We start from the raw sequence: 16,797 nt of genomic DNA, 5'->3' as shown, positions 1-16,797 counted from the left end.
TCACGCCTCCAGATCCGGCAGGGGGATGCTCGGCAGCACTCCGGCCGCAGCGGCGATTGCGGCGGGCGTCGTGTCGAGGTGGTCCAGCAGCCCTTCGACGTACGAGACGTCGACTCGGACCTTCTGGACCCGGCCGTCCACGTCGCGCATCACGAACTCCCGGAAGCCGAGGCGGGAGGCCGAGTTGGCATCGGCGGCGGAGAGCGAGGCGAGCGTGGCCTCGTACCCGTCGTTGACCGGCACCCGCAGCAGCCGCAGGGCTTCGGAGGCGATCTCGGCGTCCTCGGCGATGCGGCCGACGAAGACGGTGGAGACGAGGTTCTGCACGTCGAGCCCGAGGATGTCGCGGGGGTTCTGCGAGGCGACCAGCGCGGCCAGGTTCCACTTGCGGGAGTCCCGGGCTAGCCGGACCAGGAAGGAGCGCCCGGAACGCCAGCCCTCCATGAAGTGCGCCTCGTCGAGGCCGACGAGCTTGCGGGACGACATCGAGCCGCCGTAGCAGCGGCGGACGGCGAGCCGGTGCGCGGTGTGCAGCATCGGCAGGGCCAGGGCTTCCTCGGCTGACCAGTACTCCCGTTCGATCTTGAGGTCGGGCAACCGTAGCCCGGCCATGGTGATCACGGTGAGTGCCGCGTCGGCACCGAGCAGCCCTTCCGGCGGTCGGCCGAAGAAGAGCATGGCCAACGGCATCTCGGCGGTGTCCAGCAGGAGGTTGGCCAGTTCCTTGCCGGCGTCGTCGTCGAGTCGGCCGAGGCAGCTCACCACGTCGTCCAGGGTGGAGGTTTCCTCGGCGGGGACCTGGCGGACGGCGTGCCGGAACAGGGTGGCGGTCGACGCCTCCCTGGCCACCTGCGGTGGGACGAGCATCATGCAGATGTCCTGGACCAGCATCCGCCGCTCGGCTCGGGCGTTGGAGACCGCGATCTCGAACTCCCGGTCACCGGCGGCCCCGCTGCCGAACTCGGAGCGCAGCGGCGTCGGGATGAGCGAGTAGGGCGCCAGGGTGCCGTGCTCCGAGCCGGTCAGGTTCAACACCCGGGAGTACGGCCGCAGCTCGGGCATCGCGCAGAGGCGGGCCAGCGGGCCGGACGGGTCGAGCAGGGTCACCTGGACACCCCGGCGGGCGGCCAGGTAGCCCAGGGCACCGAGGAGTGTCGACTTGCCGCCGCCCGGTTCGGCGACGAAGACCGCGAGCCCGGAGCGTTCCCGGACCTCCATGGGGAAGTGCAGGTCGAGGAAGACGGGGCGGCGGCAGGTGCCGGCGGTCCGGCCGATGAGGTCGCCCCGCCGGTCGCCCACGTTCGATGCGGCCTGGGGGAGCGCGGCGGCGAGCAGTGGCACCGGCATGCGACGGACGTAGCCGGTGTTGGCGATCGGTTCGCCGGGGATGAACTCGCGGGCCAGCCAGTCCTGGTTTTTGGGGTGCTGCAACGAGATGCGTAGCTCCCGGGAGTAGAGCTGGATGAGCCGGCGGGCCCGTTCCAGGCATTCCTCCCTGGTCCGGCCGCCGACCGCGATCCGGTGCCAGCCGTGCGCACGGGCCGAGTCGACAGGCAGACCGGTGGTCATTTCGTCGCCGATCACCAGGGCGCGCTTGGCCAGTCGTTCCAGCTCCGGGGGCGCGTCGATGCCGTGTTCGGCGTAGTCGAGCTGTTGCGAGCGGATCATCCGCAGCCGGTGTTCGAGATTGCGGAAGGAGTCGCCGGAGCCGAGGATGTCGACGCGGGTGGAGATTTCCATCGGCCAGGGCAGTCGCTCGTGGAAGTGCAGCCAGGGCTCGTGGCGTTCCGGGATCTCCAGCGGCTCCATCCGGCCGACGGCGAGTACGGCCACGTGCCGCTCCTCGCCGGTCATCCGATTGACCAGCTTGACGGTGGAACCGTACGGGGTGCGGTAGCGCTCCACCTGCTCGGTCATGGCGAGCAGGTCGCCGCGTTCCCAGCGCCCGTCGGTGACGGGGGAGAGGGTGCTCGGCGGCGACATGCACAGTGCCACCGAGCGGTAGAGCAGCCATTCCAGTTCCTGGGCGGTGACCCGCCGGCCGCGCATGCCGAACGCACCGAGCACCTCGTCGAACTGCTCGACGGTGCGGCCCAGCTTGCGTCGTTCGCCATCGGCGGTGCCCCGGCCGAAGGTGCGCAGGAGCCGCTCGGTGAGCGAGTCGCCGAGGGAGCGGCGGGCGAAGGTGACCCCCAGGTAGGTCTGCCCTTCGGCGTGGTTGACCGACATCAGGTGGCGTTGGGCGGCGACCAGGTGATCGGCCCAGCCGGTGGTGCCGGGTACGTCGGGCAGCGGTGCCGAGGTGTGGGTGTCGATCGTGCGGGCCCACTCGTCGGCGGGGAACGGCCGGGTGGTGCGGCGCAGGTGCAGTCGGAAGCCGGCCAGGCCGGCGTACTGCTCGGAGATCGCCGACAGTAGCGCCTCGCGTTCGGCGTCCGGCCGGAACGCCCAGCGAACCTCGGGCAGCCAGTACCAGGCTGTGACGGTGTTCGGCGTGAAGGTCAGGTGGCCGGCGATCTCGGTGATGGCCAGCTCGACCGACGGATCCCGATCCCCGAATTTGATCTTTGGGGCCCGTACCCGGGTCGGCTTGATCGGTCGGTCCGGTCGGCTCACCGTGCGTTGTCGGGGTGCGGCGACCTCCTTCCCGGTGGAGGTGGTCCGCCGCGCCGTGCGTTCCAGCGCTGGGCGATCCGTGGCGGCGCTGCCGGCCGACGGCTGGGCCGGTGCGGTGGGCCGGGGTGCCTGAGCCGTCGGGGTGGGCGTGGGTCGGTTGCTCGGCAGGGTGCCGGCGGTCCGGCCAGCCGGGCCGGTGGCCGCCGTCGATGGGCCACGGCCGGTGGACGGGTCGGGCTCGTCTGGCGGGCGCAACATCGGCCGTCGATCGCCGGCCTGATGCGGCACCCGGGACTCGGTGGCCGGGTGGCCGCCTCCGTGCCGTGCCTCCACGGGTCGGCTGCCGCTGCCGGGCTGGTCGGCGGGGGTCCACGGGGGCTCCAGTTCGGGAGCCGCACGGGTTGGCGTCGGGCTGGCGGTGGGTGGCGGCTGATGCGGGATCGCCGGCTGCTCGCGGGTGCTCGGGCCGGCCGTGACGGCTCGGGGCGTGCCGGGTCGTGCCCCGCCGCCGAAGAGGTCCAGGAAGGGGGAGTCGATGTCGGCGTTCTCGCCGGCCGACACAGCGGTGGGCTCCGCCGGTGGTGTCCGGCGGGGGACCGGCCGGGGTGCCTGGAACACGCCGACGGCACCGTGGCCGGGTGACGTCACCAGCGCAGGGTCGAGGGCGACCTCGTCCTCGTCCTCCGTGTAGTCGAATGAGTGCGCACGGTGACCGGCCGGTGCGCCCGAGCGGCCGGCCGGGGAGCCCGGCGTGGAGGAGCGGCTCATGCGCCCGCCTCGGCGACTGTCGGCAGACCCTTACCCGTGTCCGGTGACGGACCGTTCGCCGTACGTCCGGTCATGCCAGCTCCTCCCGAATCCTGATCCGGCTGCCGACCAGGCGCGGATCGCGCTGCTCGACCGCCGGCTCCCGGGTGCGCCGCCAGTCGGTCAGCGCGGTGCGGATGACCACCCGCGCCGGCCGATCGGGGTCGACGTGCCGGAAGATGAACGACGTGGTCACGATGGCGAGCGCGATCTCCCAGGCTGGGAAGAGCTCGACCGTCAACGTGAACAGCCAGTGGATGAACATGTAGAGGGGGACCAGCAGCATGAAGAGCCCGTACTGGGCGTAGGGCAGGTGGACCGGAAGGGTGTAACCGGGCGGCCCGAGGTAGACCAGGCGGGCCCGGTAGATGTCGTCGTCGGTGCGCAGCCGCATCTGGTGAACGCGCCTATTCGAAGATCAGGTCGATCAGGTAATCGCCGACGAAGAAGAGTGTTGCCGCGCCGGCGATGAAGGCGAGCCCGACGATGGCGATCGCGGAGCTGGTCAGCACCTTGGAGATCTCGCCTCGGCTGGCACGGCCGATGAAGATGACGCCCAGGACGGCGAGCAGGATCGGCGCGATCTTGCTGGCGAAGAAGGTGACGACACTGTTGGTGTCGATCCCCTTCGGTGCCGGCTCCGCGAGTGGAGCCGACGCCAGGGTGGAGAGCGCGTGGGCGACGCCGGACGACGCCGTCTCCATGAGCTCGAAGGCGATCACTGGAACCTCCCCATAGCGCGGCCGGCGGTGCCGCGGCGGTGCAATAGGCAAGCCTGGCGGGAAAAGTGCTCCACAGGGCATGGCGTTCTTGACCCTGTGTTCGTTACTCACCACGGAGGGTGGCGAGGTTTGGGCGGATTTTCCCCGCTTCGGCCCTCCCTCCAAGCTTCGCCATCTCGATGCTGGCCAATTCCAAAGCGTACGGGCCGCCCCGGATTGCGACAAGCCGCGAAGGGGCTGCCCGATGCTGCCCGGATGACCGATCGTACACCTGTTCTAAAGACCACGTCAGGGGTGCTCGTGCGGGGCGGACCCGGGTCGCTGGGCGCCGCTGCCACGACCGGTACCGTCTAGTCGTGACCGATCTGGTGCGGGCTTCGGGCCCGGTGGTGATGGGCGTCCTCAACGTCACACCGGACTCCTTCTCCGACGGCGGACGGTACGCCGACCTGGACGCCGCCGTCGGACACGGCGTCCGTCTGCGCGACGCCGGTGCGCACCTGGTCGACATCGGTGGCGAGTCGACCCGTCCGGGTGCCGAGCGGATCGACGCCGCTACCGAGGTCGAACGGGTGTTGCCGGTCATCCGTGAGCTGACCGCCGCCGGCGTGGCGGTCAGCGTCGACACCAGCCGCGCCCGGGTGGCGGAGGCCGCTCTGGCCGCCGGCGCGGCGGTGGTCAACGACGTCTCCGGCGGCCTGGCCGACCCGGACATGGCTCGCGTGGTCCGCGACGCGCACTGCCCGTGGGTGCTGATGCACTGGCGTGGCCACTCCCGTGCGATGCGCGAGCTGGCCACCTACACCGACGTGGTGGTCGACGTCCGGGCCGAGCTGACCCAACGGATCGACGCGGCGCTGGCCGCCGGGGTGGCCGCCGATCGCCTGATCGTCGACCCCGGTCTCGGCTTCGCCAAGACGGCCGCGCACAACTGGGAACTCAGCGCCCGCCTGCCGGAGCTGCTGGATCTCGGCTACCCGCTGCTCTTCGGGGCCAGCCGCAAGTCGTACCTCGGCGGCCTGCTCGCCGCGTCGGACGGCACGCCGCGACCGACCGCCCAGCGGGAGGCGGCCACCGTGGCCACCAGCGTGCTGGCGGTCGCCGCGGGCGCCTGGGGCGTACGCGTGCACGACGTGCAGGCCACCTCCGACGCGCTCGCCGTCTGGGCCGCGACCGGCAGACCCCGCCTCGCCGCGCCGTCGCGCGACACGGCGCGAGCGCGACACGATCACGAACACGAGGTACGGCGATGACGACGGACCGGATCCACCTGACCGGCCTGCGGGCGCACGGCCGGCACGGGGTGTACGACTTCGAGCGCGCACAGGGGCAGGACTTCGTGATCGACGCCGTCCTGGAGCTGGACCTCGCCCCGGCCGCCGCAAGTGACGACGTCACCGCGACCGTGCACTACGGCGAGCTGGCCGAACGCCTGGTCGCCGTGGTGACCGGCGAGCCGGTCAACCTGATCGAGACCCTCGCGGATCGACTCCTGGCGGTCTGCCTGGCCGACGAGCGGGTCGACGCCGCGACGATCACCGTGCACAAGCCGGAGGCTCCGGTGCCGCACACCTTCACCGACGTGGCCGTCACCATGACCCGGACGAGTGCCCGGTGACCCGGGCGGTCCTCTCGCTCGGCAGCAACCTGGGTGACCGCCTGGAGCACCTGCGTACGGCGGTCGCCACCCTCGGCGACGCGGTGCTCGTCCTCTCCGGGGTGTACGAGACTCCACCGTGGGGCGACGCCGACCAGCCCGCGTACCTCAACGCGGTGGTGCTCGCCCAGGACGAGAGCGCCACCGCCCGCGACTGGCTGGAGCGGGCCCGCGACGCGGAGCGCGCGGCCGGCCGGGTCCGTGACCCGCAGCGGCGGTTCGGGCCGCGCACGCTTGACGTGGACGTGATCGCGGTCTGGGGCGACGACGGCGAGCCGGTGCTCAGCGACGACGCGGAGCTGACCCTGCCGCACCCCCGGGCGCACCTGCGCGCCTTCGTGCTGCGCCCGTGGATCGACATCCAGCCGTACGGTCGGCTGCCCGGTCACGGCTGGCTGACCGACCTGCTGACCACCGGCCCCGCGGCCGACGAGGCGTTGGAACTGCGTCCCCGGCCGGAGTTGGCGTTAGAGTCGACGGCATGACCGAGCGGAACCGGCCGGCATGACGCAGGCGAAGCCCCCACCCCGCGGATCGGGCCCGGACGGGTCCCGGATGGGCCCCACCCGGATCTCGACCCTGGTCGTGGCCGGGCTGGCCGCGGCGGCGGTGGCCTGGCTGCTGATCAGCACCCTCTACTACAGCGGCATTCCCCGGTTGCCCTGGCTGCCGGTGGTGACGCTGGCCGGGCTCGCCGTGCTGGAGGCGTACGCGGCGATCAACACCCGGGGTCGGATCGAGCGCAAGCCCGGCCGGGATCCGGTCAACCCGCTGATGGTTGCCCGTTTCGTGGTGCTGGCCAAGGCGTCGGCGCTGGCTGCGGCGATCTTCGCGGGCTTCTACGCGGGGCTCACCGGCTGGCTCTTCGTGGAGACCACCCGGGCCGCCCTGGACGATCGACCGGCCGCCGGTGGAGGCCTGCTCGCCTCGCTGGCCCTGGTCGGTGCCGCGCTCTGGCTGGAGCGCTCCTGCCGGGTGCCGGAACGCCCGGACGACGAGCGCGAGCAGGACCCACGGGAGAGCCGCCCCGGCCAGCGCTGAGCAGGGGGTTACGCCCGGCTGCGGGCGCGGGTACGGTGCCACCGATCAGAGAGCAAGGGCCGCCCAGGGCTTGTCCGCGCGCCGGACTGGGGACGGTCGGCCACTGGGGAGGCGGCGTCATGGGGTACGAAGAAGCGGGCCGGGACCGGTCGGCCGAACCCTCGTCGGGGGTGCCGGCCGCCGTCCTGGAGAACGTCTTCGACGACCCCACCCACGGTGAGCCCGGCCGGGATCGGATCGGCGTACACCTGGGGTGGGAGCTGGTGCTGCTGGCCGGGCTGGCGGCCGTGAGCTGGCTGCTCTGGCAGGAGGATCCGGCCGCCGTGCGCGACGGCAACCTGCGCACGCTGCTGATCGACGCGGTCGGGCTGGGGTTGCTCGCCCTGGCCGCCGGGCTCAGTCTTCGTACGGCCGCACCAAACCTGGCCATCGGCCCGGTCGCGGTGGCGGCGGCCCTGCACTACGCCGAGCAGGGTGACCGGGGCCTGGCGGCGTCGATCGGCCCGGCGGTGGCGGTCGCCGCGGTGGGCGGGCTGGCGCTGGCGCTGGCCGTGGTGGTGCTGCACGTGCCGGGCTGGGCCGCCAGCCTGGCCGGCGCCGCCGCCGTGGTGGTGTACATCGAACGCCGTTCGGCGCCCGTGCTGGTGCAGGGCGACTACGACCCCAGCGGCAGTGCCGGGTACCTCTTCGCCGGCTTCGCCGCGTTGGCCGCCCTCGGCGGGCTGTTCGGCGCGATCCGGGCGATCCGTCGGCTCGTCGGCCGGTACCGACCGATCACCGACCCGGCCCGCCGGCGGGGCGGGGTGGCTGCCGTGGTGACCGCCCTCGCGCTGGTCGTCTCCACGGTGTTGGCGGCCCTCGCCGGCGTGCTGCTCGCCGCGAACGACCCCGGGCCGGTGGCGCCCACCTCGGGGCTGGACTGGACGGTGCTGGCGGTCGGCGTGGCACTGCTCGCCGGCACCAGCGCGTACGGCCGCCGGGGCGGTGTGTTCGGCACGCTGCTGGCGGTCGGCCTGGTCACCGTCTTCCAGGTGTACGCGCCGGAGCGCGGTTGGACGTTGAGCAACTGGGCGGTCGGCGGGGCCGCGCTCGGCGTCGGGCTGCTGGCGACCCGGCTGGTCGAGACGCTCGGGCGGCCCCGGCCGGGCAGCCCCGAGCAGCTTGAGCCGGCCAGCGACGGCACGATCAGCTCGGGTTGGACCATGCCGCAGCCGCAGTCCGTCGACAACTGGCCGCCCACGCTGCCGACCCAGGCCGCGCCCCAACCCGCCGACCCGTGGCGGGATCCGCGCTGGGAGGAAGACCCTCGGCGGTGGGACACGGACGGGCGGTGAGCCACGTCGCGTCCGCCGAGCCGGAGCTGATCTCGACCGTTAGGCTCGGCGACATGACCGACACACCTGCCGCCACCCCCGGCGGAGCCTCGTTCGAGGAACTTGACGCGTTGTCCACCGAGGAGCTGCGGGAGCGGGCGTTCGCGCTGGCCCGGGAGCGTCGGGACGTGGGGTTCTACTGGTCGGTGCTGCGTCACCTGCCGAACGCGGACGAGGCCACCGTGCTGGACGGTGCCCCGAACTCGATCGGCCCGACGATCGACGAGGCCAACGCGCTGTGGCGGGAGCTGACCGGTCACGGCTACGAGGAGTCGGCGCCGCTGCTGCGGGCCGCCTTCATCGACTACCTGATGAAGCACTGAGCCGCTCGGGGCAGCCCAGGTCCGCCCGAGCGAACGGTTCGGGGGCTGGGCGGATCGCGTCGCTCATGCACCGCTCCGGCCCGGTCGGCCGCTACGGCACGGCCGCCGGCACTGGCGCGCTGGCCGTGTTGCTGCTGGTCGGCATCTGCGGCAGCCCGGCGTACACCGGTTGGGCCGTCACCTTGACCGACCCGGCGTCGGCCGGTGCCTTCTACGCGCGCCTGCTCGCGTGGCCGGCCTGGCGGCTCGACGCGGACGGGCAGGCCGGTGGGTTGTTCGCCGCCGACCTGCGGGCCGTGCTGCTGGTGGTCCTGGCGGTGGCCCTGCTCTACCTGTTGCCCGCCGCCCAGGTCGCCCGGGTGCCCGGCCCGGTCAGCCAGTTCTTCTCCGGCTGGGCCGCCTACGTGCTGGCCGGTGGGCTGGCCGCCGTGCTGGCGGCGCTGCTCGGCCCGTCGCCGTCACTGCTGGGGGCACTGCAGGACGCCAGCACCGGTGCCGGTTACGGCTTCCTCACCGGGTGGATCATCGGTATCGCCAGCCTCGGCGGTCGCGCCTGACCCGACCCGAGCGGGCCCGGCGCGGCGCTCGCACCTGACCCGTCGGGGGCTCGGGTCAGTTGGTGGGGCGGCCGAGGTCGAGGAGGCGCTGTCGGCTGAGCGCACCCACCGGTCGGCCGGCGTCGGTCACGAGGAGTCGGTCCCGGCCCGAGGTGAGCAGGACCGCCAGCGCGTCGTACGCGGAGCCGTCCACCGCGACGGTGGGCAGGTCCGTCGCGCCGTCCTCGGGTACCGGCTCCAGCGCGTCCCGGTCGAGTGGGGTCACCGCCAGCCGGCGGATGCCCCGGTCGGCGCCGACGAATTCGCGTACGAACTCGGTGGCGGGTGCGCCGAGCAACGCGGCCGGGGTGTCGTACTGCTCCAGGTGCCCGCCTGCGGAGAGCACCGCGATGCGGTCACCGAGTCGGACCGCCTCGTCGAGGTCGTGGGTGACCAGCACTATCGTCTTACGCACCTCGGCCTGAAGGCGCAGGAACTCCTCCTGGAGGTGGGCTCGGACGATCGGGTCGACGGCCGAGAACGGCTCGTCCATCAGCAGCACCACCGGGTCGGCGGCGAGCGCGCGGGCCACCCCGACCCGCTGCCGCTGGCCACCCGAGAGCTCGTGCGGGTAGCGGCCACCGAACTCGGTCGGGTCCAGCCCGACCAGGTCGAGCAGCTCGTCGACCCGGGTCCGGGTCTGACCCTTGGGCCAGCGGAGCAGGCCGGGCACGGTGGCCACGTTGGCGCGTACCGTCTGGTGTGGAAAGAGACCGACGTTCTGGATCACGTACCCGATTCGGCGGCGTAGTCGCACCGGGTCGACCTCGGTGACGTCCTCGTCGCCGAGCGTGATGCGGCCGGCGGTCGGTTCGATCAGGCGGTTGATCATCCGCAGCACCGTCGACTTGCCGCAGCCGGACGGGCCGATCAGGACCACCAGTTCGCCGGCCCGGACATCCAGGCTGAGGTCCCGGACAGCTTCGGTGCCGTTCGGGTAGCGCTTCTGGATGCCCTGTAGGGAGATCGACGCCGCGCGAGGGGATTGGGCCACGCTGGCAGCCTCCGGGGTAACGTCCACGTATGTCCTTCCGCCTGAGCTACCGGGCCGACCCGGGTAACCCCTGGTTCTCCTGGCAGTACGTGCGGGACAACTCTGACACGATCCTCGCCGCGGTGCGCGAACACGCCTCCCTCACCGGGCGGGCTGTGTTGATCGCGGTGCTGATCGCGCTGCCGTTGTCGGTGCTGGCGTACTGGGTCCGTCCGCTCGCCGGCCCGATCCTCGCCGTCAGCGGGGTGGTCTACACCATTCCGTCGTTGGCGCTCTTCGCGTTCATCGCCCCCTACCTGGGCACCGGGGCGACCACGGTGCTGGTCGGGCTGGTCCTCTACGCGCTGCTGTTGATCGTGCGCAACGTGGTGGCCGGTCTCAACCAGGTGCCCCCGGAGGTTCGGGAGGCCGCCGAGGGCATGGGTTACGGCCGGTGGCGGCGCTTGTTCCGGATCGACCTGCCGCTGGCGCTGCCGGGCATCGTGACCGGCGTACGGCTGGCGACGGTGTCGACGGTGGCGCTGGTCACGGTCGGGGTGCTGGTCGGGCACGGCGGGCTCGGGCAATTGATCTTCGCAGGATTCCAGAACAACCTCTACAAGGCCGAGATCATGACCGCCGCGCTGCTCTGCGTGGCGCTCGCGGTCGTGCTCGACCTGCTGCTCATCCTGGTCGCCCGACTGGTGACCCCGTGGTCCACCCGGAGGGCGCGGTGACCGTCGCGGCGAACCCGATCGGGCAGGCGATCACCTGGATCAACGACCCGCTGAACTGGACCAACCCGGGCGGCATGCTGGACCGGCTCGGCGAGCACCTGACGATCTCCGCCCTGGCGGTGGCGCTCGGCTGCCTGGTGGCCTGGCCGCTCGGGCTCTGGCTGGGGCACCTCGGCCGAGGTGGCGGCCTGGTGGTGCTGATCTCCAACGCCACCCTGGCCATCCCCACTCTGGCCCTGCTGACCATCCTGCCGGTGGTCTTCGCCAGCGGTTTCGGGAAGACGCCGGTCGTGGTGGCACTGGCGGTCTTCGCCGTGCCGCCGCTGCTGGCCAACGCGTACACCGGGGTGCGGCAGGTGGACCCGGAAGCCCGTGACGCGGCCCGGGGGATGGGTCTGTCCGGCGCACAGTTGCTGCGCCGGGTGGAGTTGCCGCTGGCGGTGCCCTATCTGGCGGCCGGCTTCCGGACGGCGGCGGTCCAGGTGATCGCGACCGCGGCGCTGGCGTCCTTCGTCAACGGCGGCGGCCTGGGCCAGATCATCCGGACCGGCTTCGGTATCGGCATCGCGGCCGGCGGCGGGCAGATCGTCGCTGGTGGTGTGCTGGTGGCCGGGCTCGCGCTGCTCGCCGAGGTGGTCCTCGGTGGCGTCGAACGGTTGGTCACCCCCAAACCACTGCGGCGCGGGCGGCAGCGCCTGGGACGGCCCCGGGCCGCCGACGCCACCGGGAGCGCCTGACCCGTCCGGGGGGGCCCGCGTCGAACTGGCCACCCGGTCGCATCCTTTCGGTGACGATGGGGTGACGAAGTCCATCCCAAGTTGTCGGTCGGTTGCGGAGCATGTTGGGTGGACATTCGCGGGCGACCGACAGTCAGGATCGCCCGTCGGACACGCGGCCGGCCCGGGACGGGCCGCGCCGGGACACGGAAGGCGGGCACATGCGCGCACGTACACGTCTGGCGATCGGGGCGGTCAGCGCCGTCGCCGGGGCAGCGCTCCTCACCGGCTGCGGTGACGCCGGCTCGTCCGGCACCGACGCACCCCAGCCGAGCGCCTCCGGCGCCGGGTGCGCCCCGGTCGCCGGTCAGCAGCTCATCGCTCTGCAGGACGACAAGAAGCTCCAGAACTCCGACAACGTCATTCCGGCGGTCAACAGCAAGGCGGCCAATCCGCAGCTGATCGCCGCACTGGACAAGGTCTCCGCCGCGCTCGACACCCCGAAGTTGATCCAACTCAACAAGGCGGTGAACGAGGACCGCAAGACCCCCAAGGTGGCGGCCGAGGAGTTCGCGACCACGAACAACCTCACCGCGGGCATCGCCAAGGGGTCGGGCGGTGACATCACCGTTGGTGCCGGCAACTTCGCCGAGAGTCAGATTCTGGGTGAGCTGTACCGGATCGCGCTCACCGCCGCCGGCTACCAGGTCAAGGTGCAGCAGATCGGCAACCGCGAGTTGTACGAGCCGGCTCTGGAGAAGGGCGAGATCCAGGTCGTCCCGGAGTACGCGGCGACCATGACCGAGTTCCTCAACACCAAGGCCAACGGCCCGAACGCGCAGCCAATCTCGTCGCCCGACATCAACACCACGGTGACCGCGCTCAAGGCCGAGGGCGACAAGGTCGGCATCACCTTCGGCACGCCGGCCGCCGCACAGGACCAGAACGCCTTCGCGGTGACCCAGGCCTTCGCCGACAAGTACGGCGTGCGGACCCTCTCCGAGCTGGCGGCGAAGTGCTCCGGCAGCGCGACAGTGCTGGGTGGCCCGCCGGAGTGCGAGCAGCGTCCGTTCTGCAAGCCGGGCCTGGAGAAGACGTACGGGCTGTCGTTCGGCAAGTTCTCCTCGCTGGACCAGGGCGGGCCGCTGACCAAGAGCGGGCTGCGCGACGGTTCGATCAGCGTGGGCCTGATCTTCTCCTCGGATGGCGCCTTCGCCACCAGCTGAGGCCCTCCCCGCACGTGCTGTGGACGCCCCCGCCCCCGACCGGGCGGGGGCGTCCGCGCGTCCCGGGGCACCCCGTTCCCTCCAACGGGCATCGTGGGTAGGCTGCACATCCATGCCAGCCCCGGCCACCTCCGACGCCCGGCGTCGACCACCGCTGCTGACCATGCTCTTCTGGGCCGGCGTCGCTCTCGCCCCGGTCGCCGCGCTGATCCTGCTGGTGGCCGACGGCAACGGTCCGCTGCGCTTCGCCGCGGTGCTCGCCATTCTCGCGGTGGTGTTGATCGGTCTGTCCATCGCGTTGCGGCCCGACGGCGAGGGCGACTCGGCGCGGACCGACGAGCTGCTGGACGAAATCGAGGAGCTGCGTCGGGAGCTGCGCGGCGAGATCGTGGCTGCCGCCCAGCGCGGCAACCAGGCACTCGACCAGGCGCAACGGGCCCAGGAGGCAATCGCCGCAGTGCGCCGCCGGCTCGACGCCAGCGGCGCCGCCCTCGCCGGTGCCGCCCCCGCTGCCGAACCGGCAGGCGCCGGGCGGGCGCGGGTGGCTGCCGTCGAACCACAGGTGGACGACACACCGGTGGCCCGCAGCCGGGTCCCGGGTGACGCGTCGGCCGGCCGCGCCCGGGTGTCGGGCCGCGACGACGCGCCCCGACGGGGGCGCACCGAGCACCCGGACGACGACGAGCCGGCGTACGCACGGGCGGCCCCCGTCCCGCCGGCCACCGCCGGGACGTACGGCGGGGAACGTCCGGCCGCCACCGCGTACGGTTCGGCCCGACCCCGGGAGCACGACCGGCCCGAACCGGCCCACCGGCCGGGTGGCGTGGTCCGACACACCGAGACCGTGCACGTCACCACCCGGCACACAGTGGTGGACGGGGGCGCGGCCGAGCCGGCCGGGCGCTACGGCGACGGATACGCCGGCCAGTGGACCCCGCCCGCGCAGGAGTGGACCCGGGGCGGCGAGGCGGACGAGCGCTCCCGCCCGGCCGGACGGGCGCGGAGCGAGCCGGACGAGCGCCCCAGAGCCGGCTACGGCGACGAGCCGGGCTGGACGGGTAGCCGCGACGAACCAGAGTGGGCCGATCGGCGCGACGCGTACGCCCAGCCCGACGAGCCAACCCCGGCTGCCCGGTCGCATCGCACCCCGGAGCGGCCGGCGGCGGGCGCCTGGGACAGCCCGGACGATCGGGGCTGGTCGGAGCAGCGCGACCGGGTGGCAGCCGCGCCGCAGCCCGGGCCGCCGCTGCGGGCCGACGACACCGGCGAGTACTGGTCGCAGCTGCGGGCCGGTGACCGGTGGGCCGCCGTCCGCGACGACGAGAACGGTCGCGAGTTGCGGGTCGGCGAACGCCGGGCCGAGGTGCACGCCGACGCCACCGGCACCGAGTACCGGATGGCCGACCGCTGGGCCGCCGTCCGCCACGAGGAGCCGCGCCGCCACGAGGACGCCGGCGGGTACGAGGAGCCGCGCCGCTACGAGGACGCCGGCGGGTATGAGGAGCCGCGCCGCTACGAGGAGCGGGAGTCGTACCCCAGGGACGAGCCGGCCCGCCGCCACGACCGTGACGGTGGCTGGAGGGCCGAGCCGGGCAGGCCCGCGCTGCCGGCGGGCGGTGTGCCGGTGCCGGACGAGTGGCGACCACCGCGCCAACGCGGCCACCAGGCGGAACCCGTGGCGGAACGGACCGGCCGGCGGCGGGTCGACGAACGCTACGGCTACCCGCCCCAGGACGACGCACCGCGTGCCGGCGGCGCGCGACCCGCCGACCGCTGGCGGTGACGGTCAGCCGGCCCGGGTCACTTGTCGATGTCGCCGACCACGAAGAACATCGAGCCGAGGATCGCGATCAGATCCGGGACCAGGCAGCCGGGGAGCAGGGTGGCCAACGCCTGCACATTCGCGTACGAGGCGGTGCGTAGCTTCAACCGCCACGGCGTCTTCTCGCCCCGGGACACCAGGTAGTAGCCGTTGATGCCGAGCGGGTTCTCCGTCCAGGCGTACGTGTGCCCCTCGGGCGCCTTGAGCACCTTCGGTAGCCGGGTGTTGATCGGCCCGGTCAGCCGGTCCACCCGGTCGAGGCACTGCTCGGCGAGGTCCAGTGACGCGTACACCTGGTCGAGCAGCACCTCGAAACGGGCGTGGCAGTCCCCGGCCGTGCGGGTGACCACCGGCACGTCCAGCTCGTCGTAGGCCAGGTAGGGGTCGTCGCGGCGCAGGTCCAGGTCGAGCCCGGAGGCTCGGGCCACCGGGCCGGACGCACCGAACGCGGCGGCGTCCGCGGCGGACAGCACGCCCACGCCGACGGTACGGGCCAGGAAGATGTCGTTGCGGCGGATCAGGTGGTCCAGGTCGGGCAACCGGCGGCGTACCTCGCCGATCGCCGCGCGGGCCCGCCCGGTCCACCCGTACGGCACCTCCTCCTTGAGGCCACCCACCCGGTTGAACATGTAGTGGATCCGGCCGCCGGAGACCTCCTCCATCACCGCCTGGATGGTTTCGCGTTCCCGGAAGGCGTAGAAGATCGGCGTGATCGCCCCGATCTCCAACGGGTACGAGCCGAGGAACATCAGGTGGTTGAGCACCCGGTTCAGCTCCGCGAGGGCCATCCGCAGCCAGGTGGCGCGCTCCGGCACCTCCATGCCCATCAGGCGTTCCACGGCGAGCACCACACCCAGCTCGTTGGAGAACGCCGAGAGCCAGTCGTGCCGGTTGGCCAGCACGATGATCTGCCGGTAGTCACGCACCTCGAAGAGCTTCTCGGCGCCCCGGTGCATGTAACCGACGATCGGTTCGCAGGCGACCACCCGTTCGCCGTCGAGCACCAGCTTCAACCGCAACACCCCGTGGGTGGAGGGGTGCTGCGGGCCGATGTTCAGCACCATGTCGGTGCCGAGCTGCTGATCACCGGTGCCGGCGACCAGGCCGGCCCCGGTGCCGACGGTCAGTTCACGGAGGGCCCCGGCGTCGGTGGTCATGCCCGTCATCGTGCCACGACCGGCCCGAGCGGGATGCCGACCGGTTGCCGCAACCACCAGTGCCCGCCGAGCCCGGCCGGGTCGGTCAGCTCGGCCACCGCCGACGCGGCGGTCAACGCCCGCACGTAGCCGACCGGGTCGGTGCCGGCCAGGCTGAGCGGCGGTCGCCCACCGTCGGCCCCGAGCGCCCGCAGCTCCTCCCGCTGCAAGACCAGGGAGTACGCGCACCGGGCGACCGCCGCACCAGCGGAGGCGACCGAGTCCATGGCCACGTGCGCGGTCACATCACTCGACCCGTCCGGCACCGGATGCACCTGCCGCCCACCCCGGTACCCGGTCAACGTCCCGTCCACTGGTCGGTCGCCGCTCAGGTGCCCGTAGTCGACGGCTACCGCCAGCCCTCGGCTGATCTTTCGGACCGCGTTCGCCCAGGCTTGATCTCTGCTTCGGCCGATCTCGGCTCGGAGGTAGTCACCGTTGGGGGTTTCCGGGCAGCCCGGCCGGCTCCGGGCGGTCAGGCTTGATCCCTGCGCCAACCGGGCTGCCCGGAAACCCGACTCGCCTCCGCTTGTCGCATCAGCCGAGGTCAACCCCGGATCCGGGTCACTGGTTGCACTCGAAGAGCTGGTGAGGCCGGGCCACCAGGTGGACAGCCAGTCGAGGTCGTCGGGGGTGACCGGCTCGCCGATCGTCTCCAGCCCGCTGTCGGGATCGACCAGCACATATCGCCAGCCGTCTTTGCTGTGTACCGCGACGTCCAGCGGGACGTTGTCCAGCCATTCGGTAGCCAACAACAGTCCGTTGATCTCGTCGGGGATCTCAGCGGTCCAGTTGATTTCTTCGGGCAGGTTCTCGGGACGGTGGGCGTACTCGACTGCTGTGAAGCGGATGCGTTCCGCGAGCGACGGACGGGCGGTGACCGACGACGGCCCGTCGGGCGACCGACGGGCGGAGGCCGTGGGAGTCAGGGTTTCCGGGGAGCCCGTCCACGCAGGGATCAAGCCTGACCGCCCGGAGTGGGCGGGCTCCCC

17 protein-coding genes are annotated in these 16,797 nt (G+C 72.6%); 11 read left to right on the top strand and 6 right to left on the bottom strand.

The genetic code is table 11. The features are described 5' to 3' along the window. The 3 genes from DLJ59_RS26205 to DLJ59_RS26195 all read right to left on the bottom strand — a co-directional run bounded on the left by DLJ59_RS26205 (position 1) and on the right by DLJ59_RS26195 (position 4,145). Positions 1-3,384 carry an ATP-binding protein gene (locus DLJ59_RS26205; RefSeq protein ID WP_124775486.1) on the bottom strand — a complete coding sequence of 1,128 codons (3,384 nt, stop codon included), beginning with the start codon at positions 3,382-3,384 and terminating at the stop codon, positions 1-3. A 70-nt stretch (positions 3,385-3,454) separates the two neighbouring features. Beyond that, positions 3,455-3,817: a hypothetical protein gene (locus DLJ59_RS26200; protein WP_053654782.1), complete on the bottom strand. Its 363-nt coding sequence runs from the start codon at positions 3,815-3,817 to the stop codon at positions 3,455-3,457. Between the two features lie 13 nt (positions 3,818-3,830). Beyond that, positions 3,831-4,145: a hypothetical protein gene (locus tag DLJ59_RS26195; RefSeq protein WP_030327982.1), complete on the bottom strand. Its 315-nt coding sequence runs from the start codon at positions 4,143-4,145 to the stop codon at positions 3,831-3,833. Positions 4,146-4,501: 356 nt separating this feature from the next. Here DLJ59_RS26195 and folP point away from each other — a divergent pair, with 356 nt between their 5' ends. The 7 genes from folP to DLJ59_RS26160 all read left to right on the top strand — a co-directional run bounded on the left by folP (position 4,502) and on the right by DLJ59_RS26160 (position 9,096). Further along, the gene (gene folP, locus DLJ59_RS26190; RefSeq protein WP_124775484.1) at positions 4,502-5,398 is read left to right on the top strand and encodes a dihydropteroate synthase; all 897 of its coding nucleotides are present in this window, start codon (positions 4,502-4,504) and stop codon (positions 5,396-5,398) included. Further along, on the top strand, positions 5,395-5,763 hold the full coding sequence (gene folB / locus DLJ59_RS26185) for a dihydroneopterin aldolase (RefSeq protein WP_124775482.1): 369 nt from the start codon (positions 5,395-5,397) through the stop codon (positions 5,761-5,763). The genes folP and folB overlap by 4 nt, the downstream gene beginning before the upstream one ends. Then, positions 5,760-6,287 carry a 2-amino-4-hydroxy-6-hydroxymethyldihydropteridine diphosphokinase gene (folK, locus tag DLJ59_RS26180; RefSeq protein WP_124775480.1) on the top strand — a complete coding sequence of 176 codons (528 nt, stop codon included), beginning with the start codon at positions 5,760-5,762 and terminating at the stop codon, positions 6,285-6,287. The genes folB and folK overlap by 4 nt, the downstream gene beginning before the upstream one ends. Before the next feature lie 19 nt (positions 6,288-6,306). Continuing rightward, positions 6,307-6,843 carry a DUF3180 domain-containing protein gene (locus DLJ59_RS26175; protein WP_124775478.1) on the top strand — a complete coding sequence of 179 codons (537 nt, stop codon included), beginning with the start codon at positions 6,307-6,309 and terminating at the stop codon, positions 6,841-6,843. Positions 6,844-6,962: 119 nt separating this feature from the next. Next, a complete protein-coding gene (locus DLJ59_RS26170) occupies positions 6,963-8,177 on the top strand; it encodes an ABC transporter permease (RefSeq protein ID WP_124775476.1) in 1,215 nt (404 codons plus the stop codon). Between the two features lie 53 nt (positions 8,178-8,230). Further along, positions 8,231-8,539, top strand: coding sequence for a hypothetical protein (locus tag DLJ59_RS26165; protein ID WP_124775474.1), 309 nt, complete (start codon positions 8,231-8,233; stop codon positions 8,537-8,539). A gap of 65 nt (positions 8,540-8,604) precedes the next feature. Further along, complete coding sequence (locus tag DLJ59_RS26160; protein WP_124775472.1) at positions 8,605-9,096, top strand: hypothetical protein; 492 nt, start codon at positions 8,605-8,607, stop codon at positions 9,094-9,096. A 55-nt stretch (positions 9,097-9,151) separates the two neighbouring features. On the opposite strand, the gene DLJ59_RS26155 is transcribed toward DLJ59_RS26160, so the two are convergent. Then, on the bottom strand, positions 9,152-10,156 hold the full coding sequence (locus tag DLJ59_RS26155; RefSeq protein WP_124775470.1) for an ABC transporter ATP-binding protein: 1,005 nt from the start codon (positions 10,154-10,156) through the stop codon (positions 9,152-9,154). Between the two features lie 2 nt (positions 10,157-10,158). Between DLJ59_RS26155 and DLJ59_RS26150 the strand changes: the two genes are divergently transcribed. The 4 genes from DLJ59_RS26150 to DLJ59_RS26135 all read left to right on the top strand — a co-directional run bounded on the left by DLJ59_RS26150 (position 10,159) and on the right by DLJ59_RS26135 (position 14,570). Next, the gene (locus tag DLJ59_RS26150; protein WP_091403225.1) at positions 10,159-10,845 is read left to right on the top strand and encodes an ABC transporter permease; all 687 of its coding nucleotides are present in this window, start codon (positions 10,159-10,161) and stop codon (positions 10,843-10,845) included. After that, positions 10,842-11,582 (top strand): ABC transporter permease, encoded by a 741-nt coding sequence (locus DLJ59_RS26145; RefSeq protein ID WP_124775514.1) that lies wholly within the window; start codon positions 10,842-10,844, stop codon positions 11,580-11,582. Before DLJ59_RS26150 ends, DLJ59_RS26145 begins: the two co-directional genes overlap by 4 nt. Positions 11,583-11,782: 200 nt before the next feature. Further along, positions 11,783-12,787, top strand: coding sequence for a glycine betaine ABC transporter substrate-binding protein (locus tag DLJ59_RS26140; RefSeq protein ID WP_124775468.1), 1,005 nt, complete (start codon positions 11,783-11,785; stop codon positions 12,785-12,787). A gap of 112 nt (positions 12,788-12,899) precedes the next feature. Continuing rightward, positions 12,900-14,570 (top strand): hypothetical protein, encoded by a 1,671-nt coding sequence (locus DLJ59_RS26135; protein WP_208648840.1) that lies wholly within the window; start codon positions 12,900-12,902, stop codon positions 14,568-14,570. A 17-nt stretch (positions 14,571-14,587) separates the two neighbouring features. Here DLJ59_RS26135 and DLJ59_RS26130 read toward each other — a convergent pair whose 3' ends face one another. Together DLJ59_RS26130 and DLJ59_RS26125 are read right to left on the bottom strand one after the other, a co-directional pair. After that, the gene (locus tag DLJ59_RS26130) at positions 14,588-15,775 is read right to left on the bottom strand and encodes an NADH-quinone oxidoreductase subunit D (protein ID WP_208648839.1); all 1,188 of its coding nucleotides are present in this window, start codon (positions 15,773-15,775) and stop codon (positions 14,588-14,590) included. Next, positions 15,772-16,734, bottom strand: coding sequence for an SAM-dependent methyltransferase (locus DLJ59_RS26125; RefSeq protein WP_244236239.1), 963 nt, complete (start codon positions 16,732-16,734; stop codon positions 15,772-15,774). Before DLJ59_RS26125 ends, DLJ59_RS26130 begins: the two co-directional genes overlap by 4 nt. Positions 16,735-16,797: the final 63 nt, after the last annotated feature.

Source organism: Micromonospora inaquosa, assembly GCF_003857055.1.
Lineage (GTDB): Bacteria > Actinomycetota > Actinomycetes > Mycobacteriales > Micromonosporaceae > Micromonospora > Micromonospora inaquosa.
Note: the sequence above shows the minus strand (reverse complement) of the source record. Positions and strands in the feature narration are given on the sequence as shown.

Coding starts and splice junctions, on each gene's coding strand:
- DLJ59_RS26135 (WP_208648840.1), top strand. CDS start 12,900: ATGCCAGCCCCGGCCACCTCCGACGCCCGGCGTCGACCACCGCTGCTG.
- DLJ59_RS26175 (WP_124775478.1), top strand. CDS start 6,307: ATGACGCAGGCGAAGCCCCCACCCCGCGGATCGGGCCCGGACGGGTCC.
- folB (WP_124775482.1), top strand. CDS start 5,395: ATGACGACGGACCGGATCCACCTGACCGGCCTGCGGGCGCACGGCCGG.
- DLJ59_RS26165 (WP_124775474.1), top strand. CDS start 8,231: ATGACCGACACACCTGCCGCCACCCCCGGCGGAGCCTCGTTCGAGGAA.
- DLJ59_RS26150 (WP_091403225.1), top strand. CDS start 10,159: ATGTCCTTCCGCCTGAGCTACCGGGCCGACCCGGGTAACCCCTGGTTC.
- DLJ59_RS26205 (WP_124775486.1), bottom strand. CDS start 3,384: ATGAGCCGCTCCTCCACGCCGGGCTCCCCGGCCGGCCGCTCGGGCGCA.
- DLJ59_RS26200 (WP_053654782.1), bottom strand. CDS start 3,817: ATGCGGCTGCGCACCGACGACGACATCTACCGGGCCCGCCTGGTCTAC.
- DLJ59_RS26130 (WP_208648839.1), bottom strand. CDS start 15,775: ATGACGGGCATGACCACCGACGCCGGGGCCCTCCGTGAACTGACCGTC.
- DLJ59_RS26170 (WP_124775476.1), top strand. CDS start 6,963: ATGGGGTACGAAGAAGCGGGCCGGGACCGGTCGGCCGAACCCTCGTCG.
- DLJ59_RS26160 (WP_124775472.1), top strand. CDS start 8,605: ATGCACCGCTCCGGCCCGGTCGGCCGCTACGGCACGGCCGCCGGCACT.
- DLJ59_RS26140 (WP_124775468.1), top strand. CDS start 11,783: ATGCGCGCACGTACACGTCTGGCGATCGGGGCGGTCAGCGCCGTCGCC.